Annotated in this window: 20 protein-coding genes and 1 pseudogene; 15 read left to right on the top strand and 6 right to left on the bottom strand. The window is 45.7% G+C overall.

What is annotated here, in order from left to right; all coding sequences use genetic code 11:
• The first annotated feature begins 311 nt into the window (after window positions 1–311).
• The 3 genes from gyrA (at window position 312) to HUB64_RS09595 (ending at window position 5,553) form a co-directional block, all read left to right on the top strand.
• Window positions 312–3,062, top strand: a complete 2,751-nt coding sequence (gyrA, locus tag HUB64_RS09585; protein WP_028759867.1) for a DNA gyrase subunit A — start codon at window positions 312–314, stop codon at window positions 3,060–3,062.
• A 135-nt stretch (window positions 3,063–3,197) separates the two neighbouring features.
• Window positions 3,198–4,289, top strand: coding sequence for a 3-phosphoserine/phosphohydroxythreonine transaminase (gene serC, locus HUB64_RS09590; RefSeq protein WP_131524063.1), 1,092 nt, complete (start codon window positions 3,198–3,200; stop codon window positions 4,287–4,289).
• Window positions 4,290–4,632: 343 nt separating this feature from the next.
• The gene (locus HUB64_RS09595; RefSeq protein ID WP_173496882.1) at window positions 4,633–5,553 is read left to right on the top strand and encodes a LysR family transcriptional regulator; all 921 of its coding nucleotides are present in this window, start codon (window positions 4,633–4,635) and stop codon (window positions 5,551–5,553) included.
• Here HUB64_RS09595 and HUB64_RS09600 read toward each other — a convergent pair.
• The 3 genes from HUB64_RS09600 to HUB64_RS09610 all read right to left on the bottom strand — a co-directional run bounded on the left by HUB64_RS09600 (window position 5,550) and on the right by HUB64_RS09610 (window position 9,541).
• The gene (locus tag HUB64_RS09600; protein WP_173496883.1) at window positions 5,550–6,446 is read right to left on the bottom strand and encodes a YjjW family glycine radical enzyme activase; all 897 of its coding nucleotides are present in this window, start codon (window positions 6,444–6,446) and stop codon (window positions 5,550–5,552) included. The two genes, HUB64_RS09595 and HUB64_RS09600, sit on opposite strands and share 4 nt — an antisense overlap.
• Window positions 6,418–7,977, bottom strand: a complete 1,560-nt coding sequence (locus tag HUB64_RS09605) for a YjjI family glycine radical enzyme (RefSeq protein WP_173496884.1) — start codon at window positions 7,975–7,977, stop codon at window positions 6,418–6,420. Before HUB64_RS09605 ends, HUB64_RS09600 begins: the two co-directional genes overlap by 29 nt.
• A 373-nt stretch (window positions 7,978–8,350) precedes the next feature.
• Window positions 8,351–9,541, bottom strand: coding sequence for an amino acid aminotransferase (locus HUB64_RS09610; RefSeq protein WP_173496885.1), 1,191 nt, complete (start codon window positions 9,539–9,541; stop codon window positions 8,351–8,353).
• Window positions 9,542–9,976: 435 nt separating this feature from the next.
• Here HUB64_RS09610 and aroA point away from each other — a divergent pair, with 435 nt between their 5' ends.
• From aroA to HUB64_RS09660, 10 genes and pseudogenes are all read left to right on the top strand, one after another.
• Window positions 9,977–11,257, top strand: a complete 1,281-nt coding sequence (aroA, locus tag HUB64_RS09615; RefSeq protein WP_168827069.1) for a 3-phosphoshikimate 1-carboxyvinyltransferase — start codon at window positions 9,977–9,979, stop codon at window positions 11,255–11,257.
• 186 nt (window positions 11,258–11,443) lie between these two features.
• Entirely contained in the window at window positions 11,444–12,136 is a 693-nt protein-coding gene (gene cmk, locus HUB64_RS09620) for a (d)CMP kinase (RefSeq protein WP_168827070.1), read from the top strand.
• 99 nt (window positions 12,137–12,235) lie between these two features.
• Window positions 12,236–13,906: pseudogene (rpsA, locus tag HUB64_RS09625) on the top strand (30S ribosomal protein S1); the annotation flags it as partial.
• Between the two features lie 73 nt (window positions 13,907–13,979).
• Window positions 13,980–14,267 (top strand): integration host factor subunit beta, encoded by a 288-nt coding sequence (ihfB, locus tag HUB64_RS09630; protein WP_006081718.1) that lies wholly within the window; start codon window positions 13,980–13,982, stop codon window positions 14,265–14,267.
• Window positions 14,268–14,389: 122 nt separating this feature from the next.
• Entirely contained in the window at window positions 14,390–14,665 is a 276-nt protein-coding gene (locus HUB64_RS09635; RefSeq protein ID WP_028759876.1) for a LapA family protein, read from the top strand.
• 1 nt (window position 14,666) lies between these two features.
• Complete coding sequence (lapB, locus tag HUB64_RS09640; RefSeq protein WP_168827071.1) at window positions 14,667–15,827, top strand: lipopolysaccharide assembly protein LapB; 1,161 nt, start codon at window positions 14,667–14,669, stop codon at window positions 15,825–15,827.
• A 45-nt stretch (window positions 15,828–15,872) separates the two neighbouring features.
• Complete coding sequence (gene pyrF, locus HUB64_RS09645; protein ID WP_173496886.1) at window positions 15,873–16,568, top strand: orotidine-5'-phosphate decarboxylase; 696 nt, start codon at window positions 15,873–15,875, stop codon at window positions 16,566–16,568.
• A gap of 186 nt (window positions 16,569–16,754) precedes the next feature.
• Complete coding sequence (locus HUB64_RS09650) at window positions 16,755–17,576, top strand: SDR family oxidoreductase (RefSeq protein ID WP_173496887.1); 822 nt, start codon at window positions 16,755–16,757, stop codon at window positions 17,574–17,576.
• Window positions 17,577–17,640: 64 nt separating this feature from the next.
• Complete coding sequence (locus HUB64_RS09655; RefSeq protein WP_028759879.1) at window positions 17,641–18,183, top strand: DUF2058 domain-containing protein; 543 nt, start codon at window positions 17,641–17,643, stop codon at window positions 18,181–18,183.
• 229 nt (window positions 18,184–18,412) lie between these two features.
• Window positions 18,413–20,170: an acyl-CoA dehydrogenase family protein gene (locus HUB64_RS09660; RefSeq protein WP_028759880.1), complete on the top strand. Its 1,758-nt coding sequence runs from the start codon at window positions 18,413–18,415 to the stop codon at window positions 20,168–20,170.
• Window positions 20,171–20,270: 100 nt separating this feature from the next.
• Here HUB64_RS09660 and dacB read toward each other — a convergent pair whose 3' ends face one another.
• Together dacB and HUB64_RS09670 are read right to left on the bottom strand one after the other, a co-directional pair.
• Window positions 20,271–21,764: a D-alanyl-D-alanine carboxypeptidase/D-alanyl-D-alanine-endopeptidase gene (dacB, locus tag HUB64_RS09665; protein ID WP_173496888.1), complete on the bottom strand. Its 1,494-nt coding sequence runs from the start codon at window positions 21,762–21,764 to the stop codon at window positions 20,271–20,273.
• A 59-nt stretch (window positions 21,765–21,823) separates the two neighbouring features.
• Complete coding sequence (locus tag HUB64_RS09670; protein ID WP_006081710.1) at window positions 21,824–22,000, bottom strand: hypothetical protein; 177 nt, start codon at window positions 21,998–22,000, stop codon at window positions 21,824–21,826.
• 429 nt (window positions 22,001–22,429) lie between these two features.
• Between HUB64_RS09670 and HUB64_RS09675 the strand changes: the two genes are divergently transcribed.
• Window positions 22,430–22,762: a DUF1904 domain-containing protein gene (locus HUB64_RS09675; protein ID WP_028759882.1), complete on the top strand. Its 333-nt coding sequence runs from the start codon at window positions 22,430–22,432 to the stop codon at window positions 22,760–22,762.
• An 11-nt stretch (window positions 22,763–22,773) separates the two neighbouring features.
• Complete coding sequence (gene pssA / locus HUB64_RS09680; protein ID WP_028759883.1) at window positions 22,774–24,087, top strand: CDP-diacylglycerol--serine O-phosphatidyltransferase; 1,314 nt, start codon at window positions 22,774–22,776, stop codon at window positions 24,085–24,087.
• A gap of 153 nt (window positions 24,088–24,240) precedes the next feature.
• Here the strand turns inward: pssA and emrD are convergent, their stop codons facing one another.
• Window positions 24,241–25,473, bottom strand: coding sequence for a multidrug efflux MFS transporter EmrD (gene emrD, locus HUB64_RS09685; RefSeq protein WP_028759884.1), 1,233 nt, complete (start codon window positions 25,471–25,473; stop codon window positions 24,241–24,243).
• Between the last annotated feature and the right edge of the window lie 97 nt (window positions 25,474–25,570).

Consider the following 25,570-nt stretch of genomic DNA (forward strand, 5'->3'; position numbering starts at 1 on the left):
TAAGCCCTTGTGGTTGAGTGAATTTTCAGCAGTTATCTGCTTTTATGTTAATTGTTGTGCTCCGTATCGACCTTTTACTTCATCCCGTTGACGATTTTTCCTCATCGTAAGCCGTGTATTTCAACGCTTGTTTATAGCTCAAACGACCAAATTGACAGTGTTTTCATCTATTAAGCCACCAGACTCTCAATTCGATAATGATAGGTCTGGCGACATTAAATAACTGTGTTAGAATGCCAAATCACGTTTTTGGGCTAGGCAATGATACGGATTATACGTTGTCGGCTATTTTTCAGGGGAACGAGCAGTTTATGACTGATCTGGCATCATCTATTTCGCCAATTAATATCGAAGACGAACTAAAGAATTCGTACCTTGATTACGCCATGAGCGTTATCGTGGGACGTGCATTACCAGACGTGCGCGACGGCTTAAAGCCGGTTCATCGCCGCGTTCTGTTTGCCATGAGTGAATTGAAGAACGATTGGAACAAGCCTTACAAAAAATCTGCCCGTGTGGTTGGTGACGTCATCGGTAAATATCACCCCCATGGTGATTCTGCTGTTTATGACACTATCGTCCGTATGGCCCAGCCATTCTCACTGCGTTACACCTTAGTAGACGGCCAAGGTAACTTCGGTTCGGTCGACGGTGACTCAGCGGCGGCAATGCGTTATACCGAAATCCGTATGGATAAGTTAGCGCACCAATTACTGGCCGATCTTGAAAAAGAGACAGTGGATTTCGTCCCTAACTACGACGGCACAGAACAGATCCCAGCTGTATTACCTACACGCGTACCTAACCTGTTAATTAACGGTTCATCGGGTATTGCCGTGGGTATGGCAACCAACATCCCACCACACAACCTAACGGAAGTAGTGAAAGGCTGTTTGGCATTGATTGAAGAACCCTCACTGTCGATTGAACAGTTGATGGAATACATTCCTGGTCCGGATTTCCCCACTGCAGCGATTATCAATGGCCGTAAAGGCATTATTGATGCCTATAAAACTGGCCGTGGCCGCGCGATCATGCGTGCTCTGGCTGATGTGGAAACCGAAGATAATGGCCGTGAGCGCATTATCGTCACTGAAATCCCGTATCAAGTGAACAAAGCGCGGTTAATCGAGAAGATTGCCGAGCTGGTTAAAGATAAAAAGCTTGAAGGGATCAGTGGTCTACGCGACGAGTCTGATAAAGACGGTATGCGTATCGTTATCGAAATTAAGCGCGGTGAAGTGGGCGAGGTTGTACTAAATAACCTTTATGCTCAAACGCAAATGCAGTGTTCTTTCGGGATTAACATGGTGGCCCTGACCAATGGTCAGCCTAAACTGTTTAATCTTAAAGAAATGCTCGAATGCTTTATTCTGCATCGCCGTGAAGTGGTGACGCGTCGTACCGTATTTGAACTGCGTAAAGCCCGTGAGCGTGCCCATATTTTGGAAGCGCTGGCGGTTGCACTGGCTAACATTGACCCGATTATTGCACTGATCAAAGCCTCACCCACGCCTGCGGATGCCAAAGTGAAATTGGTTGAGCAAGGTTGGGAATTAGGCCACGTTCAAGGCATGCTGGAAAAAGCGGGCGATGACGCCGCGCGTCCAGAGTGGTTAGAGCCACAATACGGTATTCGTGACGGTCAATACTTCCTGACTGAGCAACAAGCTCAGGCCATTCTGGAACTGCGTTTACACCGTTTGACCGGTCTTGAGCACGATAAGATCATCGCCGAATACGAAGAACTGCTCGAATTTATCGCGGGTCTGCTGTTTATTTTGCGCAGTCCTGAGCGTTTGATGGAAGTGATCAAGGAAGAATTAGTTCAAATCCTTGAAGAATATGGTGATGCGCGCCGTACAGTGATCAATGCCAACGAAGTCGATATGAGTCTTGAAGACTTGATCAACGAAGAAGACGTTGTGGTAACACTGTCGCACTTAGGTTATGCCAAGTATCAACCCTTGACCGATTACCAAGCCCAGCGCCGTGGTGGTAAAGGTAAAGCCGCGACGAAAGTGAAAGATGAAGATTTCGTCGAGAAGCTGTTAGTTGCCAATACCCATGACACCATTTTGTGCTTCTCTGACTTTGGTAAGATGTACTGGCTCAAAGTGTATCAATTGCCATTAGCGAGCCGTACGGCCCGTGGTCGTCCAATTGTTAACTTGCTGCCGTTATCCGATGGCGAGCGCATTACTGCGATTCTGCCAGTACGTGAATACGCGGCTGACAAGTACATCATCATGGCCACCTCACACGGTACTGTGAAGAAAACCGCACTAACTGCTTATAGCAACCCACGTGCAAACGGCATTATCGCCGTTAACCTCAAAGACGGTGACCAACTGATCGGTGTCGATATCACTAACGGTGATGACGAAATCATGTTGTTCTCGAACGAAGGTAAAGTGGTTCGCTTTGGTGAGAAAGTTCGTGATTCTGAAACGGGCGAAGTGAAAACCGATCCTGAAACCGGTGAAGAAGTCTTGTCCTTACGCCCTATGGGCCGTACTGCAACAGGCGTTCGTGGTATTCGTTTAGAAGAAGGTCAAAAAGTCGTGTCGCTTATTGTACCGAAAGGCGATGGCGCGATTCTGACTGTGACTGAAAACGGTTACGGTAAACGGACTCAACTGTCTGAATATCCAGCGAAGAGCCGTGCGACTAAAGGTGTGGTTTCAATCAAGGTGAGCGAACGTAACGGCGCTGTTGTTGGGGCTGTTCAAGTCGGTCTTAACGACGAACTGATGCTCATCAGTGATAAAGGTACCTTAGTGCGTACACCTGCCAGCGGCGTGTCTATCATTGGCCGTAACACTCAAGGTGTAACGATCATTCGCACTGCGGGCGACGAGAAAGTGGTCGGCCTACAACGTATCGACGAAATCCAAACTGAAGAAGATGAAGTCGAGCTGGATGAAAACGGTTTACCGATTGTTCCTGTCATTATCGAAGGTGAATTAGCCGACGAGGCTCTTGAAGAAGCGCTGGATGACGAAGAAGAGTTGGACGAAGATGAAGACGAGCTTGCTGATGATGAGCAAGACGAAGAGTAATTAAGTGTCATATTAACGAGCGTCCAATTGGACGCTCGTTTTTTTAATGGCATTGATGTTGATAGCATTGTTCGTTTTAGAATGGTTTCGTATTTATCAATACATACATCATGGTTGGGATTAAGGAGAGTGTCAGTGAGCGCGATTTATAATTTCTGTGCTGGACCTGCAATGTTACCCGCAGCGGTAATGAAAAAAGCACAACAGGAATTACTTGATTGGAATGGCCAAGGCGTTTCCGTGATGGAAATCAGCCACCGAAGTAAAGAGTTCATCGCGCTTACACAACAAGCCGAGTCCGATTTACGTGAACTGATGCAGATCCCCACAAATTACCATGTGCTATTTATGCACGGCGGTGGTCGTGGACAGTTCTCCGCTGTTGTGAATAATTTTTTAGGTAATCATGGCAGAGCCCTGTATTTAGTCAGTGGTCAATGGTCATCTGCCGCGTTAGCCGAAGCACAAAAGCTCGTGGGTGAAGCGCAGATTGATAGCTTGAATATTGTTGAAAAACACAATGGACTCAATGCGGTTGTCTTACCTGATTTACATAAAATCGATGCCGATTATCGCTATGTTCACTATTGCCCTAATGAGACAGTAGATGGTATCGAAATTTTTGATGAATTAGACTCACCTTGGCCAATTGTTGCCGATTTATCGTCAACCATTATGTCACGTGAAATCGACGTCAGCCGCTACGGTTTGATTTACGCTGGCGCACAAAAGAACATAGGTCCATCGGGTCTGTCGATAGTGATAGTGCGCGATGACATGTTAAAACTGCCGAGTTTACCGCAGTCGTCCATCATGGACTATCGTTTAGCCGTTGAGCATGACTCTATGTTCAACACACCGCCAACCTTTGCTTGGTATCTCGCCGCTGAAGTCTTTGCTTGGCTTAAGTCCATTGGCGGCATTGCGAGTATTGCAAAAATTAATCAACAAAAAGCGCAGATGTTATATCAATGCATTGATGGTAATGCTTTCTACCGTAATGGGGTTGTTGCAGCGAACCGCTCACAAATGAACGTGACTTTTCAATTAGTCAACGAAGCGCTCGATAGTGAGTTCTTAAAGCAAGCGCAAATTGCTGGACTCGTTGCCTTAAAGGGCCATCGTATCGTAGGTGGTATGCGTGCTAGCCTCTATAATGCAATGCCACTCGATGGCGTAGTTGCCTTGGTCAAGTTTATGAATGAGTTTGCAAACAAACATAGCTAGGCTTAGCTGTATTGAGTCACTCATTAGCTTGCGACGCTTAGCGTCTAGGCTTTGCTGCCTGAACATCAACGTTATGCTTATTGAATGTTGATCATCAGTTAGCCATCCCAAAAGCGAATGCTCAAATGCATTCGCTTTTTTGTTAGCTTTAATTTATCGACAATGGAGTTAAGCAAGATGACGTTGAGACCAGATGCCTTCAAGAACACTCGCGGTGAGAAAGCCTGTGAGCTGACGCGCATTACTGAATAAGATGCTGGGTTAGTTGTATGTTATTGTTTATCATAATTAAAAGAACGTATTTCTGGATGCGTATACACGATAAATCAATAGGATGTCACCGATGGATTTGGCCAAGCTTTCGCGGATTAGTATGAAGCATTTGATCACTTTGCATGTGATGCTCGATACCCTGAGTGTAACCGCCAGCGCCGAACGTTTATGTTTAAGTCCCTCATCCGTCAGTAAAACCTTAAGCCAGCTCAGGGACAGCTTGAACGATGAACTGTTCTATCGTAACGGCAACTCACTGGTAGCAACCCCATTGGCAAGACGATTAGGGCCAAGTGTGCAGCAGATGATCAATGATATGAATCAGATCATGAGTCAGGATGCGTTTAACCCTGCACATTTTGAGGGGCGTATCTCGCTTGCGATGCGCGAAAGCACCTTTGAACTGCTGGCCGCCAAGCTCAGCGCCCATATTCTGAGCTTGGCTCCTAATATCCGCCTCGATATTTACAGCAAAGACAATATTGGTTTTGATGGATTGCTTAAAGGTACATTAGATTTTGTGCTGTTACCCCACGATCTGAGTCAACCTAATCCTCTTCAAGACGATCTGGTGTGGGAAACCTTGTTTAGCGATGAAATGGTCTGCCTGATGAATTCATCCCATCCCTTGGCTAAACAGCCGCATATCAGCTTCGATGATTACCTGAGTTTTAGCCATATTGGCATTACAGACACAGATTTGAGCACGCCTTTTTTTGATATTTTGCTCGCCCAGCAATCTAAAAAACGTGCCGTTCCCATTTCGGTCCCAGACTTTGGCAGTGCGGCGTTAATGTGCCATCACAGTGAGTTGCTCTTTACCTGCTCGCGCCGCTGGGCATCCATCGCTAGCCAAGCTCAAGGCTTAACGATTAAATCTTTGCCTATAGAATATGGTAAAGTGGCTTATAGCCTAGTTTGGCATAGTCAAAGCATGAAAGATCCCGCACTGCGCTGGCTTTATGAGCAAATTTTGCTTTGCAGTCGTTAAAGGTATATAGAAGGTAACACGAGATTGGTTACGCCTCGCTTTGCAAGGGTTGCGGCTAAGCGTTCAATATCGGCTTGTTTACAGCTTGGCCAATTGAGAGCTTCATCGACAACACCATGATGGTGAAAGGCATTTAACTTAACTCGCGTATCTGGGCCTAGCAGAAGTAAATAGGTCGCTAGTGCGTCTATTTCTTCCTCATAATCCGTGATGCTCGGAATGTGCAGCAATCTCACCTCATACAGTTTTTGCTGTTTAGCCAATAACTGGATTGATTTGAACACGGCATGGTTATCACGACCGGTAATGTACCTATGGGTATCTTGCTGCCACGCTTTAAGATCCACCATAGCGCCATCTAAAAAGGGCAGCAGTTTATGCAATCCCGTTAGACTTAAACTGCCATTGGTGTCGAGCATGCAAGTTAAGTGTGATAACGACTCTGTCGCCTTAATTCCTTTAAACAACGCAAGAATAAATGGCAGTTGTAGGCTCGCTTCGCCGCCGCTCACGGTAATACCATTAATAAAGTGACGCTGACTATGGAGAATCGTCAGTATCTCCTCGACTGTGTAACGACTGACCTTAGGGCTCGCTTGTTTCGGGCATACGGTAAGACAAGTATCGCATTGGCTACAACGCTCACTATCCCAGTGAATGCGAGGCTTATCATTGAGGTTTATTAATGTCAGCGCATTGTCAGGGCAGGTGGCGACACAATCGCCACAGGCATCGCATAAACCTATGGTATGTGGGTTATGACAGTTTTTGCATTGATAGTTGCAGCCCTGCAAGAATAACACGAGCCTGCTGCCAGGCCCGTCGACGCATGAAAAGGGCAATAGCTGACTGACAATAGCGTGTCTATTTAAAGACACAAGGGGAGTGCTCATGGGCGATAACTCGTGCTTGGCGTTGCAATATTCCCGTATTAACCGCAGCTTCTGCGGCTAAGCCTGTGGTATTGAGACGCGAGCCGCACTGTTTAAACGCTTCAATATCTGAGCGTTTTACCATATAGCCAGTCACGCGCATTAAATCGTTAGAGGCGACATTGGCGGTAAACTCCCTAAAACCTAACTCAAGTGCGGCTTTACACAGTTGGAACATAGCTTGAGGATTAGATTTCACGGTTTCATCTATGGTCAAAATATCGCTAATCCCCGCCGTATAATACTGATGATGTTGCGCTAGGGCTTGAATATGGGCGATGGGATTCGGTTCAGTGCCATAGGGGATGCGAACGCCAGGAGTCACATCGTTGTCGATACTAATACCGCCCTGTGAATGCAGTAGTGCCCGCCCATGGTAACCATGGGCGACGGGTGTGGATTTCACTATGGCATCGAGCGTGGCTGAAATACGGTAGCCAAGTTGATTTGCGTCCGTGCTATGGCCATAGCCTGTGTGTTGATCTCGTTGAGATAACTTCGTTGCATCAGTAGCCGTGAATGTCCGCAGAATATTCACTGCTTCTGCCATGCCGTAAATACCAAACATGGGTGCAAAGCGCGATTCATAAATCAATTGCTCTTTAACTAAAAAGCTGTCAAAGAAGTGTGATTCTTGATGCAAAAATGCCGAGCGCGCGTCAATGAGCTCGAAGGTGAGTGAGCAGTAATTTGGCAATACAGTATCAAAAAAATCGTTTATAGAATTGGCCTTTAACGCAACTTCTTTAAGATTAAGTCGAACTAAGGTATTGGCGCCGCCCGCTAACGGCAACGCGTTGTAGCAACTGACAATACCAAAACCGCGCTCATCAAATGCACTGGCATGCAGAGGGTAATTCGCGATATGTGGCTTACTGCATTGACAAATATTGGTGGTCGCAAGCAACAACAATTCATCCGGTGTGACGGCGGGGTCGTACATAAAAGTCAAATTGGGTGCAACTTGTTTTAACTCGGCATCAATGCGCAGTAGGGTGCGGCAAACGATGTTATCTGTAGGGCCAATATTCACATGCATAAAGGTATCGGGCAGGGTTCTATCGAGCATGATCCAGAACAGTTTTAATTTACGATAAAGGACTTCCGCATCTATTCCTTCAACGAAAGGCATCAAAATGTCATCCAGCTGACCTAAATACACGGGGATATTGGTCACCGATGGCACGTGATGATACAGAATCGTTAAGGCATTGATGGCTTCGTCCAAGTTTTTTGCCGCAGATAACTCTAAGTATTCAGAGCCTTGTTGAAGGTAGCGGGCATAATCTGGCAACACATAGCGTGGTTTAAACGGCGCATGGCCTTCAAACATGTCGCAAATAATACCGTCATTCATCGCCGCTTTTACCTCGGGCGATATCGACATATAGGGCAAACTGGCTTCCGCTTCTAATGCTAAATAGTTGGATTTTTGCTTGGGTGAAAGCTGCGGGTTGGTGACGATTTGCACTAATTTATCTTGTAATAACATGGCTGAACATCCACAAGTTCTATGATGACCACTAATCTACTCAGTGGCGTTGGCTTTAAAAAGTGAAAATAGCCGCAGTCCTGATTAATGAAATGGAAATCCGCCGACTGAGGTCACAATTTGTGGCTTATTGCGATAAAGCCGCGATGTCAAAATCGCTAGAATGTGGTTTTACGATTAAAAATAAATGCTTGAACAGTGAGACGTGGCCTTGCTTGTCATATTGGGGATATGAAACAGAGGATAATGAACTGCCAAAACTTATCGGGTGGGATGATTAAAAAATTTAACACTTGAGGCGGTAAATGAACTCTGCTGTATCCCTTTATTGCGGGAATACAGCAGAGTGAGCGGTGCAAATAAACTCAGCGGCTTAAAGCACTTTAGCAATCGATTGAGCTAAGTAATCAACGTTATCTTCACTGATCCCAGCAATACTGATGCGGCTTGAACCTACCATATAGATGCTGAATTCTTTTTGTAGGCGCGCCACTTGCTCTGGATCCACCCCAAGGAAAGAGAACATACCTTTTTGGCGGGCGATAAAGCTAAAGTCACGGTTTACGCCATTGGCTTTAAGTTTATCCACTAAAATGGCGCGGTTGCCGTTGATGCGATCGCGCATCACTTTCAGCTCATCAAGCCATTCTTGGGTTAATTCTTTTGATCCTAAAATCGTCTCAACAATCGCCGCGCCATGGGCAGGTGGCATAGAGTAAAGGCAGCGAACCACATAAAGCAGTACCGATTGCGCGACATTGGCGGTATTGGCATCTTTGGCAATCACAGAACATGAACCAATACGCTCACGGTACAAACCGAAGTTTTTCGAGCATGAGCTGCACAGGATCATATTATCGACCGCTGCCGCCATATGACGCACGCCGTAGGCATCAATATCAACGCCATCACCAAAGCCTTGGTAGGCCATGTCAATCAGTGGCGTAAAGCCTTGCTCTTTTGTAAGGGCAACCACTTTATCCCATTGCTCTGTGGTTAAATCCATTCCGCTTGGGTTATGGCAACAGGCGTGGAATAACACCACATCATCAGGACTTACTTGCGATAATGCAGCAAGCATCTCATCAAATTTCAATGATTTGCTATCGTAGTCATAGTAAGGATAGGTTTTAACAGTAATACCAGCTGCTTCGAATAAACCGATATGGTTTGCCCAAGTTGGATCGCTTACCCATAACACGGCATTCGGGTTGCAGCGTTTGATAAAGTCACCCGCCACGCGCAGCGCGCCTGTACCACCGGGTGTTGAAACGGTGCGGATACGGTTAGCGATAATGGCACTGTGGCCAGCACCAAAGGCTAATTCCGTCATCAAGGTGTTGAATTGTGGTGAGCCTGTTGGCCCGATATACACTTTGGTGGTCTCGGTATCGAGACGGAATTTTTCCGCTTTTTTCACGCAGCTTAGAATAGGGGTAACGCCGGTAGGATCTTTATAAACGCCAACACCTAAATCCACTTTTTGTGGGTGAGAGTCTTCGCGGTACTGAGTTAACAAGCCAAGGATGGGGTCCGCTGGCATTGCGATGAGTGAGTTAAACATAGCTCCATCTACCTTTCTGGTTATAGTGCAAACGTGATTGTTCGTATCAGATATGCGTTATTTATCGTTTGGAGGTTAGAATAGCGCGGAAAGGTAAAGTAATTAAAGTGAAAACTGTGATTACACGCCAGTTATCTTGGCAAAAAAGCCTGCCAAAAATACGGTTAAATCATAAATTAACCGCTTAAATTTTGCGTTTTTGTTATTTTTACACTGATCTCAGCAAATAATCTGACCAAAATGCCATTTTTCTCGAAAAAACGGTTGAATCCTTAGCGACAATCGGTAATTTTATAACGACGAAGCACCAACAAGGCCCCAATCTCCTTTTATTTGTAATCTTAACTTGACGCGCTGTAGCGTGAAGTTGCCATTTTGCGTATTCAGTCCGCGTGATCGTGATGATGACGCCCTATAGAGAAAGAAGATTTATTCATGAAGCAATTACGTCTTGAACCTGTTGTGCAAGTCCGCGGTGAAATCAATATTCCGGGCTCAAAAAGTATTTCAAATCGAGCCTTATTATTGGCCACCTTAGCCCAAGGTACGACTACGCTCACCAATCTGCTCGACTCAGATGATATCCGCCACATGTTGGCCTCCCTCAAGCAGTTAGGGGTGAACAACCGTTTATCGCAAAACAATACTGTGTGTGAACTCGATGGTTTAGGTGGTGTGATTTCCTCAGCATCCGCGCAGGAATTGTTTTTAGGCAATGCGGGTACCGCAATGCGCCCCTTATGCGCCGCCTTAACCTTAGGCCAAGGTGAATTTACCCTCACGGGCGAACCACGTATGGAAGAGCGTCCGATTGGCGATTTAGTCGATGCCTTAAGGCAACTCGGTGCCAATATTGTTTATCTTAAAAATGACGGTTTCCCGCCATTGACGATTAATGCCACTGGCCTTAATGGCGGTGATGTTGAAATTGCAGGCGATTTATCGAGCCAGTTTTTAACGGCTTTGTTGATGGTGGCGCCGCTTGCTAAGGGCAGCGTCAATATCCATGTCAAAGGTGAGTTAGTCTCTAAGCCTTATATCGATATCACTATCGCCTTGATGGCGCAGTTCGGCGTTAACGTCATTAACCATGACTACGCGCGTTTTGAGATTGTTGCAGGCCAGCGTTATATATCACCGGGTAAAGTACTGGTAGAAGGCGATGCGTCATCGGCATCGTATTTCCTCGCGGCAGGGGCGATTAAGGGCGGCGAAGTCAAAGTCACAGGTGTGGGCCGTTTGAGTATTCAAGGCGATGTAAAATTTGCCGATGTGCTCGAAAAAATGGGAGCAGATATCGAGTGGGGCGATGACTATATTATTGCACGTGGCTCCCAATTAACGGCCGTCGACTTAGACATGAACCACATTCCCGATGCGGCCATGACCATTGCAACCGCAGCCTTATTTGCTAAAGGCACGACGGTTATTCGCAATATCTATAACTGGCGTATTAAAGAAACCGACCGGTTAGCGGCTATGGCAACTGAACTGCGAAAAGTGGGCGCCGAGGTTGAAGAGGGGAATGACTACATTAAAATCACTCCGCCTGCCGTGATTAAGACCGCTGAAATTGATACCTACAATGATCACCGCATGGCCATGTGCTTTTCTATGCTGGCATTTGCCGATTGCGGTATCACCATCAATGATCCAGATTGTACTTCTAAAACATTCCCTGACTACTTTAAGCAGTTTGCGAGCCTGCAAGGCTAAGTCTGTTTGTTTCGTCATTGTGACAACCATCGATGCCAAGAATAGCAAGCCGTATTTGTGCGGCTGCTAATCTTCATAAAAAATCCACGGATTTTGTTTGTCTTTTGTTGTACAATGCTGCGCGCTCATTTTCGGGGGCTCACTTGATGAACTCACGGATGATGGTTATTTTTTGCGGAGGAATGTATGTCTGAACGGGCTCCTGTAGTCACAATCGACGGCCCAAGTGGTGCTGGCAAAGGTACAATTAGTCAATTATTGGCTCAGCATCTAGGTTGGCAACTACTTGATAGTGGTGCCATTTACCGAGTTCTTGCGCTTGCAGCAATTCATCATAACGTTGAACTGGAAAATGAAGAGTCTATCACGTTGTTAGCGGCACATCTGGATGTGAAGTTTCTAACAGGCAATGATAAAGATCCGGTTCAAGTGATATTGGAAGGTGAAGACGTCACCAACGACATTCGCACCCAAGAGTGCTCGAATGCCGCTTCAAAAGTCGCTGCCTTTCCACGGGTGAGAGAAGCCTTATTACGTCGCCAACGGGCCTTTAAAACGGCGCCAGGATTAATTGCCGATGGTCGTGACATGGGAACAGTGGTTTTCCCAAGTGCGCCGGCAAAATTATATTTAACCGCCTCAGCTGAAGAGCGTGCCCAAAGACGCTATAATCAGTTGCAGGACAAGGGCTTCGATGTTAATATCGAGCGCCTTTTAAGTGAAATTATCGAACGTGATGACCGCGATATGAATCGTCCGGTGGCTCCTTTAGTCCCCGCCGAGGACGCGCTCATTATCGATACTAGCGGTAAGGGTATTGATGAAGTGCTGGCGCTTGCGCTTAACTTTATCAACCAAAAATTATCCGGCACTAACTAAGTTAGCTCACCGGATAGGTATTCGTATTAAGGATGATACGGATAATTTGACTGACTCCACGTCTAGGACGGACAGTGGTTTAATAAAGAAAGTAACCTAAACATGACTGAATCTTTTGCTGATCTATTTGAACAATCCCTTCAAACTCTGGAATTCCGTCCAGGCTCTATCGTTCGTGGTACTGTTGTATCAATCAAAAACGGTATGGTACTGGTTGACGCGGGTCTGAAGTCTGAAAGCCCAATCCCAGCTGAACAATTCAAAAACGCTCAAGGCGTTTTAGAAATTCAAGTTGGCGATGAAGTTGACGTAGCTCTTGACTCTGTTGAAGACGGCTTCGGTGAGACTCAACTGTCTCGCGAAAAAGCGAAACGTCATGAAGCTTGGATCGTTCTGGAAAAAGCTTATGAAGATGCTGAAACTGTAATCGGTATCATCAATGGTAAAGTTAAAGGCGGTTTCACTGTTGAATTAAACGGTATCCGTGCCTTCTTACCAGGTTCTCTAGTTGACGTGCGCCCAGTTCGCGACACCGCTCACTTAGAGTACAAAGAATTAGAATTCAAAGTTATCAAGCTAGACCAGAAGCGTAACAACGTTGTTGTTTCTCGTCGTGCAGTTATCGAATCAGAAAGCAGCGCTGAGCGTGATGCACTGTTAGAAAACCTGCAAGAAGGTCAAGCAGTTAAGGGTATCGTTAAGAACCTGACTGACTACGGTGCATTCGTAGATTTAGGTGGTGTTGACGGTCTGCTACATATCACAGATATGGCGTGGAAACGTGTTAAACATCCATCAGAAATCGTCAATGTTGGCGATGAAATCAACGTTAAAGTACTGAAGTACGATCGTGAGCGCACTCGTGTGTCTCTAGGTCTGAAACAACTTGGCGAAGATCCATGGTTAGAAATCAGCAAACGCTACCCAGAAAACACACGTTTAACTGGTCGCGTTACTAACCTAACTGACTACGGTTGCTTCGTAGAAATCGAAGAAGGCGTTGAAGGTCTGGTTCACGTTTCTGAAATGGATTGGACTAACAAGAACATTCACCCATCTAAAGTGGTTAACTTAGGTGATGAAGTTGAAGTTCTGGTTCTGGACATCGATGAAGAGCGTCGTCGTATTTCTCTAGGTCTGAAACAATGTAAGACTAATCCATGGGATGACTTCGCAACTCGTTACAACAAAGGCGACAAGGTTTCTGGTAAGATCAAGTCAATCACTGACTTCGGTATCTTTATCGGTCTTGACGGCGGTATCGATGGTCTAGTTCACCTGTCTGACATTTCTTGGAACGGTACTGGCGAAGACGCAGTTTCTGAATACAAGAAAGGCGATGAAATCCATGCAGTGGTTCTGTCTGTAGATCCAGAGCGTGAGCGCATCAGCTTAGGTGTTAAGCAAACTGAAGATGATCCATTCAACGCATACTTGGCTGACAAGAAGAAAGGTACTATCGTGAACGGTACTGTTTCTGCTGTTGATGCTAAAGGTGTGACTGTTGAACTGGCTGACACTGTTGAAGGTTACATCCGTGTAGCTGACATTTCACGTGAGCGTATCGAAGATGCATCTACTGTCTATAATGTAGGTGATGCAATCGAAGCTAAGTTCATGGGTGTTGACCGTAAGAACCGCTCTATCAGCCTGTCAATCAAAGCGAAAGACGAAGCTGAAGAGAAAGAAGTAATGGCGACTCTGAACAAACAAGATGACGCTGTTATTAGCAATGCAATGGCTGAAGCGTTTAAAGCAGCTCGTAAATAATCGCCTGTTGTTTGGGGAGACATCTCTCCCCATTAGGCGACTGTGTTTGGCTTGATAATAGGGGATAGCTAGGATGACGAAATCTGAACTTATCGAAAAACTCGCCACCAGGCAGTCGCAGCTGTCGGCGAAAGAGGTTGAAGGCGCAATCAAAGAAATGTTGGAGCAAATGGCAACAACATTAGAAAGCGGTGATCGTATTGAGATCCGTGGCTTTGGTAGTTTCTCGCTTCACTATCGTGCACCGCGGACTGGCCGTAATCCAAAGACTGGTTCATCAGTCGATTTGGAAGGTAAATACGTCCCGCACTTTAAGCCAGGCAAAGAACTGCGCGAGCGTGTTGACGCCGTTAATGTGTGATTGACCGCATAGTAAAAAGCCTCCGTTAGGAGGCTTTTTTGTATCTATTGCAAGGCAATGCTGGTCAGCTTAGTAAATTTCTTGGATAATCATTAAATTGAAACGCGTTTAGGGAGTGCAGCGTGAAATCATTTGTAGCAACTGTGCTTGTGGCACTGTTATTTATTTTGGCGTTGATTTTTGGCGCGCGCAACGAACAAGTGGTGACTATCAGCTATTTTGTCGCACAGGGTGAATATCGTTTACCTGTTGTGTTAGCGATTGTCTTTTTTGCTGGTTTTATTTTGAGTTGGTTATTTGCTAGCTACTATATTGTTCGCTTGAAATTAAGTTTAGCGGCAACTAAAAAGAAACTAAATCAAGTGATCGCTAAAATCCCTCAGGATGTAGACGCCTAATATGCTTGAGATCCTCTTTCTGTTGCTTCCCATTGCTGCCGCCTATGGTTGGTATATGGGGCGACGGAGCATAAGGCAGAATCAAAGTAATCAACGTAAACAATTGAGCCGGGATTATTTTACTGGTCTCAATTTCTTACTGTCGAACGAATCGGATAAAGCCGTCGATTTGTTTATCAGTATGCTAGATGTTGACGATGAAACCATCGATACCCATCTGTCACTCGGTTCGCTGTTCCGTAAGCGAGGCGAGGTCGACCGCTCTATTCGTATCCATCAAAATTTAATCGCGCGGCCTACATTAACCAATGAGCAGCGTGACATCGCTATGATGGAGCTGGGTAAAGATTATCTAGCAGCAGGTTTTTACGACAGAGCTGAAGAAATCTTTATCAACTTGGTCAGCCAAGACGATCACAGTGAAGAATCTGAAACACAGCTTATTGCTATTTATCAAGTGATTAAAGAGTGGCAAAAAGCGATTGATATCACTAAGCGTTTGAGTCGTAAACGTCAGCAAGTTTTAAAGCCGTTAACGGCGCATTTCTATTGCCAGTTAGCCGATGAAGCCAGTGATGACACGCAGAAAATTAAACTGCTACAGCAAGCGCTGAAGCAAGATCCCCAATGCGGTCGTGCATTATTAACCCTAGCGAAAAAATTCCTCGATATTCAAGATTATGCCCAGTGTAAGCAAATGCTGCTGCAACTGAAAAAAGCCGATATCGAGCTTTTTGCCGATGCAATTCCAACGGCCAAACAAGTTTATCGCGACACTCAAGATAAAGAAGGTTTTCAAGAATTACTCGCGGGCGCCATGGCCGATGGCGCTGGAGCTTCTGTGGTGGTCGCCTTAGCGCAGCACATGATAAGTCTTGATGAGATTAAAGCGGCAGAGAGCATGGTACTCGATGCGTTATATCGCCATCCGACCATGAAAGGTTTTCAACACTTGATGCAGATGCATTTGCGCCAAGCCGAAGAAGGGCAAGCTAAGCAAAGTTTAACTATGCTAGAGCAGCTCGTTGAACAACAAATTAAATTCCGTCCGAGTTACCGTTGTAAGGAGTGTGGTTTTCCTTCCCATGCGCTTTACTGGCATTGTCCTTCCTGTAAAAACTGGGGCAGCATTAAACGGATCCGAGGCCTAGACGGCGAATAATCTATTAAAAGAATACACAGTTTGTGTAACCCCGTTGGAGAGATGATGACGACTAAACCTATCCTCGTAGCGCTTGATTACGATAATAAAAACCATGCTTTACAACTGATAGAAAAACTCGATCCCAACATGTGCCGCCTTAAAGTCGGCAAAGAAATGTTTACCTTGTTTGGCCCGCAACTGGTGAAAGATATCCATGATCGTGGTTTTGATTTATTCCTTGATTTGAAATTTCACGATATTCCCAATACTGTCGCCAAAGCCGTGGCCGCAGCCGCAGAGCTGGGCGTATGGATGACGAACGTACATGCCAGCGGTGGCTTAACCATGATGGAAGCGGCTAAAAAAGCTTTACTGCCATACGGCGATAAAGCGCCTATGCTGATCGCGGTCACGGTATTAACCTCGATGAGTGATGACGATCTTAAATTACTCGGCATCAATGTGCCTGCGTTTGAGCATGTGCAACGTTTGGCGAAGCTCACGCAGCAAGCGGGACTCGATGGCGTGGTGTGTTCGGCCCAAGAAGCGACAGCGTTAAAATCGCTGTTAGGTCAGGATTTCAAGCTCGTGACTCCGGGGATCCGCCCAGTTGGCAGTGATGCTGGCGATCAACACCGCGTGATGACGCCACCTCAAGCGATAGCAGCGGGTTCTGATTACTTAGTGATTGGCCGCCCAATCACCAAAGCTGCCGATCCGTTAGCGGCATTGCAAGCGATTCACCAATCATTGGCATAGACGCCACACTAGCCGTCTAAAGCGCGGTTTGAAAGCCGTTTGACCGTCGTTTAAATAAAAAAGGCTTGGAATCGCTTGTTGGTATCCTTGATATGATGGATAAAAGTTGAAATAGTATCTTGAATGACAGCATAGAATAATGAATCACATCCTGAGTGCTTATCTCACTGTTCACGGAGAACGCCCATGTTTAATGCTACGATGTTTAACTATCAAGGTAAGAATGTTGTCGTTGTTGGTGGTACCAGTGGGATAAATCTCGCGATTGCTATTGCGTTCGCACAGGCTGGCGCAAATGTGGCCGTTGCGAGCCGCAGTCAAGATAAAATCGATGCCGCGGTATTGCAGTTGCAACAGGCCAATCCTGACGGTATTCATTTGGGTGTGAGTTTTGATGTGCGCGATCTTAGCGCCCTTGAAGTCGGTTTTGATAAAATCGCTTCTGAGTTTGGTTTTATCGATGTGCTGGTAAGCGGCGCGGCGGGGAATTTCCCTGCCAGCGCCGCAAAGCTTTCGGCCAATGGTTTTAAGTCGGTGATGGACATTGATTTGCTCGGCAGTTTTCAAGTGCTAGAGCAGGCTTATCCTTTGCTGCGTCGCCCCAATGGCAATATTATCCAGATTTCGGCGCCGCAGGCTTCGATCGCTATGCCAATGCAAGTGCATGTGTGTGCGGCTAAAGCGGGTGTGGATATGCTGACGCGAACTTTAGCGTTAGAGTGGGGCTGTGAGGGGCTGAGAATTAATTCGATTATGCCAGGCCCCATAGCTAACACTGAAGGCTTTAATCGCCTTGCACCCAGCGCCGCATTACAGCAAAAGGTTGCCCAATCCGTTCCGCTAAAACGCAACGGCGCAGGTCAGGATATCGCTAATGCCGCGCTATTCTTAGGCTCTGAATTAGCTTCCTATATTACGGGAGTTGTGCTGCCAGTTGATGGCGGTTGGTCACTTGGCGGCGCCAGTATCGCGATGACAGAGCTTGGCGAACTGGCCGCAAAAATGTAGTTTGGTTTTAGGTTATTCAAAATCGAGAACTTTGATTTTATAGAAATTAAGTAGGTAATGATCCATGGCTAATGCATTACAAGAGCAGCTACTCAAAGCAGGGCTTGCCAGTAAACAAAAGGTTCGCGACGTTAAGACTCAAAAACGCCGTGACAAAAAATCACGAGTTGATGATGGCTCAAGTGCTTTTAAGCAAGAAGTGGCCGAGCAAAAACGGTTGCAGGCGCAAAAAGATAAAGCGCTAAATGAGCAACGTTTTGCAGAGGCATCAGAGCGTGGACAGGTGCGCGGTTTAATCACTGAGTTCACTAAGTCTGCGATTAAGATCCCAGCTTATGCTGAAGTGAAATTTAACTATACTCTTGATAATAAAATCTATTCTTTATACATAGATGAAAAACTGCAGGCAGAATTGCTTAAAGGGCAGTTAGGCATAGTGCGTTATGAAGATAAGAGTTACTTAGTACCACATAAGTTAGCCGAGCGAGTGAAACTGCTGGTGCCGCAGTGGTGTGGTTATTTGTGGCAACAGGATGAATCTAAAGCTGTGGTCGTTGAAGATGATCCCTATGCAGATTACGCAATTCCTGATGATTTAATGTGGTAATTGCCACAAGCCTGTGAGCTAACGCTGCGACAACCCTGTGTTAAAGCTTATAAAATAGAGACCCTTAAGTTCAAGCTTAAGGGTTTTTTTATGGGTTGAATTTATACTTAGCTCGCACACTCGCATACTTTTATATTATTCGCGGCTGTATTTGTAATGAGATTGTTTTCTACAGTGAACTGGTATAAATTAAAACAACTGTTTTAATCCTACGTTTAAGAGTCTACCAATGAATCCTTACCAAGCCCCGTTGACGGATATGCGTTTCCTACTGGAACAGGTATTTGATGCTCCAAACACTTGGGCACAATTGCCTGAGATTGCAGAAATGGTCGATATCGACACAGCTAATGCCATTTTGGAAGAAGCAGCCAAGATCAGCAGTGAGTTGATCCATCCACTGAACCGGACGGGCGATGAGCAGGGCGTGTTGCATCAAGACAATCAAGTGATTACCCCTGATGGCTATAAAGCCGTTTATGAGCAGTATTCCCAGGGCGGTTGGATTGGTTTGTGTGGCGATCCTGAATTTGGTGGCATGGGGATGCCGAAGATGCTGGGGATCTTAGTCGACGAAATGGCTTACAGTGCTTGTAATGCGTTTACACTTTATGGCTCGTTAACCGCGGGGGCGGCTTTATGTATCAATGCCCACGGCAGCGAAGAATTGAAACAAGCTTATTTGCCTAAGTTATATTCCGGCGAATGGGCGGGTGCTATGGATATGACGGAGCCGCAAGCGGGTTCTGATCTACGTAATATCCGTACCCGTGCTTTGCCGCAGGATGATGGCAGTTATGCCATCACGGGCAGCAAGATTTTTATTACAGGTGGCGATCACGATTTAACTGAAAACGTCATCCACTTAGTGCTTGCTAAGCTACCGGATAGTAAAGGGATTTCACTCTTTCTGGTACCTAAGATATCGGTTAATGCCGATGGCAGCTTAGCCAATGCCAATGGTGTATCAGTGGGGTCTATCGAGCATAAGATGGGCCTTAAAGGTTCTGCGACCTGTGTGATGAATTTTGATAATGCCCAAGGTTTCTTGATTGGTGAGCCTAATCGTGGCCTAGTGTGCATGTTCACTATGATGAACTACGAGCGTTTAGCAATTGGTATTCAAGGGCTTGGCAGTGCGCAGGCGGCGTACCAGATGGCGGCCGATTATGCTAAAGAGCGTAATCAAGGCATCGCCGCTGGCGGCTCACCGACGGGCAGTGATTCTGATCCCATTATTGTCCACGGCGATGTGCGCCGTATGTTGTTGACCATTCGTGCGATGACAGAAGCGGGCCGTGCTTTGTCTGTGTTTACAGGACAACAGCTGGATTTAGCAAAATATGCCCAAGATGAGGTTAAGGCCAAAGCAGCGCGTTATGTGGGTTTATTAACGCCAGTCGCTAAAGCCTTTTTAACCGATCGCGGTCTTGATGCGACGATCATGGCGCAGCAAGTCTTTGGTGGACATGGTTATATTCGTGAAACAGGTATTGAGCAATTAGTCCGTGATACCCGTATCGCTCAGATTTATGAAGGTACCAATGGCATTCAAGCCATCGATTTCCTCGGTCGTAAAGTCACCGGCGATAACTTAGCCGCATTAAACGAATTGGTGGCAGACTTGAAGGCACAAATGCGGGCATTTACCCATGTTGATGCGGTGAAAGTGGCGGCAGTATGCGCACGTTTAGATGCATTAGTTATAGTCGCCGAGTCAGTTAATGATCGCAAAGTGGCTCAGCCTGCACTTATTAATGCGTGTGCGGTCGACTTTTTAGATGCCTTTGGTTACACCCTGTATGGTTTCTACTGGTTGGCTATGGTTGATAAGGTTGCGGATCATGAAGATAAAGCTTTCGCCGAGCAGAAAGTCTATTTGGCTAAGTTCTATTTTGATAAGTTATTGCCAAAAGCGGATTACCATATCGCTCAAGTCAGAGCTGGTGATGCGACGACTATGGCGATGCCTGCGGAGTTGTTTTAACAAGGCTTCGGTATATTCGTTTAGATAAAAACTTAAAAAGCACTGATGACTCAGTGCTTTTTTGTGCAAGTTTTTACTCTGTAGCAGTTAATTAATGACTCTAGTGAGCCGCAGTATTCACAGTCGCAGTGGTTGATGACGGTTGCAGCACTGAAATCAATTGTTTAAGAAACTCGGCATTGAATGAGGGGTTATGTTGATTTTTCAATTCAGGACTCATGCCATTCTCAAGGATTACAAACAAGGTATCGTTATGCTGGGGCAAACGAATAAAGCCCGCTAAGTTAGACACGCCTTGCATCGAGCCTGTTTTAGCAAAAATTTGCTGTTTAAGCGGCGGCTTGTTGTAGCCCATGCGATATCTTAAGGTGCCGCTGATCCCCGCCTGTGGCAGACTCGTGATTAACGGACTAAAGCGGCTATCTTGGTGGATTAGCGCCAACACCGCGGCTAACTGCTTGGCATTGAGCAAGTTATAGCGTGACAATCCTGAACCATCCACAATATTGGCGTTACTCAAATCTATGCCTAAATTCGTTAAAATTCGCTGCATGGCAGCGGCACCATTGGTAAAGCTGCCTTGGGTCTTAAAATAACTTTTACCAAGTTGCTTAAAAAGGCTATCGGCAATCAAATTATCTGACTTGAGCAGCATAGTCTCGAGCAGCTCAGGTAAGGGCGCCGAGCTATGGCTGGCAATTAGTTTTGCCTTTTGGGGTAAGCTAGTGCCGAGTTGTACTTTACCCGCAAGAGACATCTCGCCTTTAAGTAGGGAGGTGAGGTTATCTTGGGCAAATTTGAACGGATCGCTGACCGCAATCGCCAGTGGTATCGCCTCACCGCCAGGGTAACAGCCGCGTAAATGGTAGTTATTTTGACCTAATCTGACCATATCAAGTTGGCAAAATTCGCGGCTCGCCTTTTGATCAAACACCGCATCGCTGCTGATTTTAACTCCATAACTCCCCGCACGCAGACTTACCTGTGAAGGTTTGCTGGTAGAGCTGGGGCTAAACTGACCATAGACGCAGTTCTGATTGATAATATAACTCGATACAGGCGCAGCAAAACAAATACCTAAGTCATCCCATACCCAACCGGGAGCTTGCATTTGCTCTTGTTTATCGCCGAGCAAATACAGATGTCCATCAATGCGATTAATGCCTTGTTTTACGAGATTGACAAAAATGGCCTTGAGATCGGCTTGAGTCAGCGTGGGATCGCCACTAAAACGCAGATAAGCACTGCCTGCGATATGGCCCTTGCGTATCGGTGCATCTGTCCATAATTGTGTGACATAACGAAAATCAGGCCCAAGCTGAGCCATAGCACTGACTGCCGTGAGCAGCTTTTGGGTACTGGCTGGAATAAACAAGGTCTCAGCTTGTTGGCTATAGATCACTTGATTGTTCGACATATTCATTGCCAGTAAGGCGATTTGTGAATGTCGAGGGCTGATCTTACTGATTGCTTGGCTAAGCGAAGTGGTTTGAGCACTTATCGGCCTAGAATCATGTTGCTCTGCATAGGCCATATTATGACTTGCGGCTAGGAGCAGGCCGGCATATAGAGTGGTTTTCAGTAACGTTTCCATGTTAGCTATTGGCCATTTTTATCAAAACATCATTAAGATTAGGTTGGTATTGTGTGCGGTTAATCCTCACTGCTGCCGTCATCCTTTTCCATCAAGCGATATAAACGTAGGGTAACAAACAATACTAGCCCAATAAACAACGGCAGGATGAGTAACCCTAACTGGGTTTTAAAATGGAAAATACCCCAAGCAAACAGCAATGTCAGTGCTAACGTCAGCAGAATTTTTTTGTTCATAGTCTTAATCTTGTATCGTGTGGTCTAATCGCAGATAGGCGGTTTAGTTTACGCTAAATCACTGGATTCGGGGTGAATGAAATGGGTTTGAAGATTATTTTGTGATTTGGCAGACATTTTGGGTGCAGTTTAGTGAAATTTGGACTGATTTGTAGCGTTAAGAATCACCCTATTTAGGGGCGAAATATTGTGTGGACGGGCAAATAATGCCGAGAATACTCGCCGTAAAATGCGATTTCAAGCAAGGATAAATGAAGAAGATTTTTAGGTAAATCGGTGCACTGAAGTGGAATAAAATCGCGTGAGGTCAAATTACCAGCAAAACCGTTAGGTTTAACAAGACTTTTGGGAGAAAAGTCTTGCCGAGACGAGGTGAAGTCGGTAATTTCTACCCCTTACGATTTTAGGTTCTTAGGTAACAACTAAACCATGCCACATATTAGTATGCGCGGCTTACCACAAGCGGTCGTTGCAGCGTTCAGCCAAACATTACTGCAGTCATTGGCGGATATATGTAAAGGTAATGCAGAGAGTTTCACATTAGATTGGATCCCAAGCATCAGTTTTCGAAATGGAAAAATTGATCAACGCTTTGTCCAAGTTGAGTTACTCTGGTTCCCTAAGGACCCTGATATACATCTTAAAGTAGAACAAACGATCAGGTTGGCAGTGACAGAGGCCTATCCAGAGTTAACACATATTGCTGTGATGTTTTTATCACTGAACCCTAGTGCTTCCTATCGGGGTGGTCAGCATGTTTAAAGGAGGATGCCTTGCTAGATAAGCTTGGTGGAATAGCCGTTCAACCCGAGGCTTTAACGTGGTTGCTCACGCCATGCCGTTTCAAGGCAGAATTACTCGCTCGTATTGCGAGCGCCAAGCACAGTATTTATATTGCGGCGCTGTATTTAGAAGATGACGAAGCGGGTCGTGAGATATTACAAGCCCTCATGGATGCCAAAGCAGCAAATCCAACGCTTGATATCAAAGTGTTAGTCGATTTTCACCGTGCGAGACGTGGCTTGATTGGCCATAAAGGTGATAGCGGTAACTATTTGATGTACCGCAGAGTTATGGCTGAAGCCGAACATCCCATCGATATCTTAGGTGTACCCGTCAAATCCCGTGAATTTATGGGTGTGTTGCATCTTAAGGGATTTATTATCGATGATGCCGTGATTTATAGCGGTGCCAGTCTCAATAATATCTATTTGCAACAACACGATAAGTACCGTTTCGATCGTTATCACTTGATTGAGTCTGCCGAATTAGCGCGCAGTATGCGCGCGATGATCCAGAAAAATATCATTTCTGATCCAGCTGTGTGTTCATTAACGCAAGATGCTGAGCAAGAAGTGCTACCACCAAAGACGGATATGCGTAGCTTTAAGCTGAGACTGTCTGACGCTGAGTATCAGTTTAAGGAGACCCGTGATGGCAATCGCATCACGCCGTTACTTGGGCTAGGACGTAAGAAAAACTTGCTCAATAAAGTGGTTGTCGCCTTGGTGGAAGAGTCAAAAGACTCGCTGTTTATTTGCACACCCTATTTCAATCCGCCGTACATTTTAGTGCGCGCTTTAGCGAAGCATTTACGCAATGGCAAACGTATTGATATCGTTGTGGGCGACAAGACGGCTAACGATTTTTATATTCCGCCTGAGCAGGATTTCTCGACCATAGGTGCCTTGCCCTATATGTATGAGCAATCATTGCGTAAGTTCGCTAAACGCCAACAGTGGGCGATTGATAATGGTCAGTTGAATATCCATCTGTGGAAACACGGCATCAACAGTTATCACCTCAAGGGCATCAGTGCCGACGGTAATAAGCATTTGATCACAGGCTCTAATCTGAATCCAAGAGCTTGGGCGCTGGATCTTGAGAATGGTTTGTTGATCCAAGATGAAATTGGCTGCTGGAAAGCTCAGTTTGAAGCCGAGCAGGCACATATTCTGGAACACACACAGCGGTTATATCACTACAGCCAAGTGGATACTTTACAGAGCTATCCTGCGCCAGTGAAGAAGATCATGACTAGAATTCGTCGCCTTAAAGCTGACTTTTTACTGCGTCGCATTTTGTAACGATTAAAGCTATAGAAGCAATAAATTAATCGATATTTTTGATTTATTACAGTGTGTTATCGATTTAAAAAGCCCACAAAAATGTGGGCTTTTTATTGACTGACGGTAATAGATTTAGCTTAAACCAAGAATTGTCGCTTCAAATCATATCCATTAAATCTGTGGCATTAAATTCTGGTGAGTATCATTTTGATCTTTGGCGTAATACAGAGACAGGATCACTAAAACCACCATTACAGCACTCAATAAACCTATGCTTAACTGGCCGCCCATAGGCACTAAAGACATAGTTAATGCGGCAAGTCCGGCACCAAAATTTTGTAATCCCCCCAGTAATGCGCCCGCAATCCCCGCCTGACGTGGAAATGGCTCTAACGCAGCAGATGTTAGGGTAGGGAACAGCATGCCTGCACCACTGAAAAATAAAATCGATCCAATAAGTAAACTCCAGCCAACCACTAAATTAAAAAGACCTGGGATCAACATAAATAATGCGCCAGCACCGAGTAACGCAACACCTTGGTAAACAACCCTTTGTGGCTTATTCTGTCGGCCCGCGATGAGTGCCCCCAGTAAGTAGCCAGGAATTGGCGCAACAAAATAACAACTGACCATAAAAGGTGTCAGTCCGAGATATTGGCCATAGAGTACACCAGCAATTGCTTCAAACGCCGCAATACCGGCAAAGGTGGCGATCAATGAAAATAAATAAGCGCGAAACGCTCTATGGCGCAGGACATGCTTATAGGATTTGAAAACGGCTTGATGTTCCCGTTGCGCCTTAGGTAAAGACTCTTTAAAGAGGAATATTAACAACAGCCAGACCATGACACCGAATACCGCTAATACCCAGTATACGGCTTGCCAGCCAAAATAGGCCGCAGTGGCGCTGCCGATAAATGGTGCAAGCAAAGGTAAAAACACTACAGCCATAGAGACATAGCTATTAAATTTTACCAGTCGGTCGCCAAAGTAATGATCGCGGGGAATGCTACGGCACAATGCGCCTGCGCTGGCTGTGCCTAATCCTTGGATAAGGCTTGCCATAATTAGTTGGTTAAAGCTTGTGGCCTTCGCCGCGAATACAGCGCCTAGAACGAAAATTGCGATACCCACGATGAGTGGCATTTTGCGGCCAACGCGATCTGACACTGGGCCATACACAAATTGAAACATCCCGTAGGAGAGTAAGTAACAGGCCATCACGGCTTGTAGTTGGCTGGCGTCCACATGGAGCCCGAGTGCGATTTGCGGAAGGGCTGGAACAAAAATCGTCTGCGCCATTTGGCCACAGGCGACCATAAAGACAATCATTAACAGTAGGCTAGACTGACTCGCCGCGGGAGCGACATCGTGATGAATAGGAGAATGTGGCGTGCCTGACATGATATTTCCGAAAAAGGTCACTTAAGGTATTTGCGCGCATCTTACTCCCTAAAAGCGTAACTTCAAGTGTCAATCATATTGATTTAACGAAATAATT

The organism is Shewanella sp. ISTPL2 (assembly GCF_013283205.1).
Classification (GTDB): domain Bacteria; phylum Pseudomonadota; class Gammaproteobacteria; order Enterobacterales; family Shewanellaceae; genus Shewanella; species Shewanella oncorhynchi.

Bases quoted from the DNA above. Each gene is read 5' to 3' on its own strand.
- gyrA (WP_028759867.1), top strand. From the start codon at position 312: ATGACTGATCTGGCATCATCTATTTCGCCAATTAATATCGAAGACGAA.
- HUB64_RS09595 (WP_173496882.1), top strand. From the start codon at position 4,633: ATGGATTTGGCCAAGCTTTCGCGGATTAGTATGAAGCATTTGATCACT.
- HUB64_RS09600 (WP_173496883.1), bottom strand. From the start codon at position 6,446: ATGAGCACTCCCCTTGTGTCTTTAAATAGACACGCTATTGTCAGTCAG.
- HUB64_RS09605 (WP_173496884.1), bottom strand. From the start codon at position 7,977: ATGTTATTACAAGATAAATTAGTGCAAATCGTCACCAACCCGCAGCTT.
- HUB64_RS09610 (WP_173496885.1), bottom strand. From the start codon at position 9,541: ATGTTTAACTCACTCATCGCAATGCCAGCGGACCCCATCCTTGGCTTG.
- aroA (WP_168827069.1), top strand. From the start codon at position 9,977: ATGAAGCAATTACGTCTTGAACCTGTTGTGCAAGTCCGCGGTGAAATC.
- cmk (WP_168827070.1), top strand. From the start codon at position 11,444: ATGTCTGAACGGGCTCCTGTAGTCACAATCGACGGCCCAAGTGGTGCT.
- ihfB (WP_006081718.1), top strand. From the start codon at position 13,980: ATGACGAAATCTGAACTTATCGAAAAACTCGCCACCAGGCAGTCGCAG.
- lapB (WP_168827071.1), top strand. From the start codon at position 14,667: ATGCTTGAGATCCTCTTTCTGTTGCTTCCCATTGCTGCCGCCTATGGT.
- pyrF (WP_173496886.1), top strand. From the start codon at position 15,873: ATGACGACTAAACCTATCCTCGTAGCGCTTGATTACGATAATAAAAAC.
- HUB64_RS09650 (WP_173496887.1), top strand. From the start codon at position 16,755: ATGTTTAATGCTACGATGTTTAACTATCAAGGTAAGAATGTTGTCGTT.
- HUB64_RS09655 (WP_028759879.1), top strand. From the start codon at position 17,641: ATGGCTAATGCATTACAAGAGCAGCTACTCAAAGCAGGGCTTGCCAGT.
- HUB64_RS09660 (WP_028759880.1), top strand. From the start codon at position 18,413: ATGAATCCTTACCAAGCCCCGTTGACGGATATGCGTTTCCTACTGGAA.
- dacB (WP_173496888.1), bottom strand. From the start codon at position 21,764: ATGGAAACGTTACTGAAAACCACTCTATATGCCGGCCTGCTCCTAGCC.
- HUB64_RS09670 (WP_006081710.1), bottom strand. From the start codon at position 22,000: ATGAACAAAAAAATTCTGCTGACGTTAGCACTGACATTGCTGTTTGCT.
- HUB64_RS09675 (WP_028759882.1), top strand. From the start codon at position 22,430: ATGCCACATATTAGTATGCGCGGCTTACCACAAGCGGTCGTTGCAGCG.
- emrD (WP_028759884.1), bottom strand. From the start codon at position 25,473: ATGTCAGGCACGCCACATTCTCCTATTCATCACGATGTCGCTCCCGCG.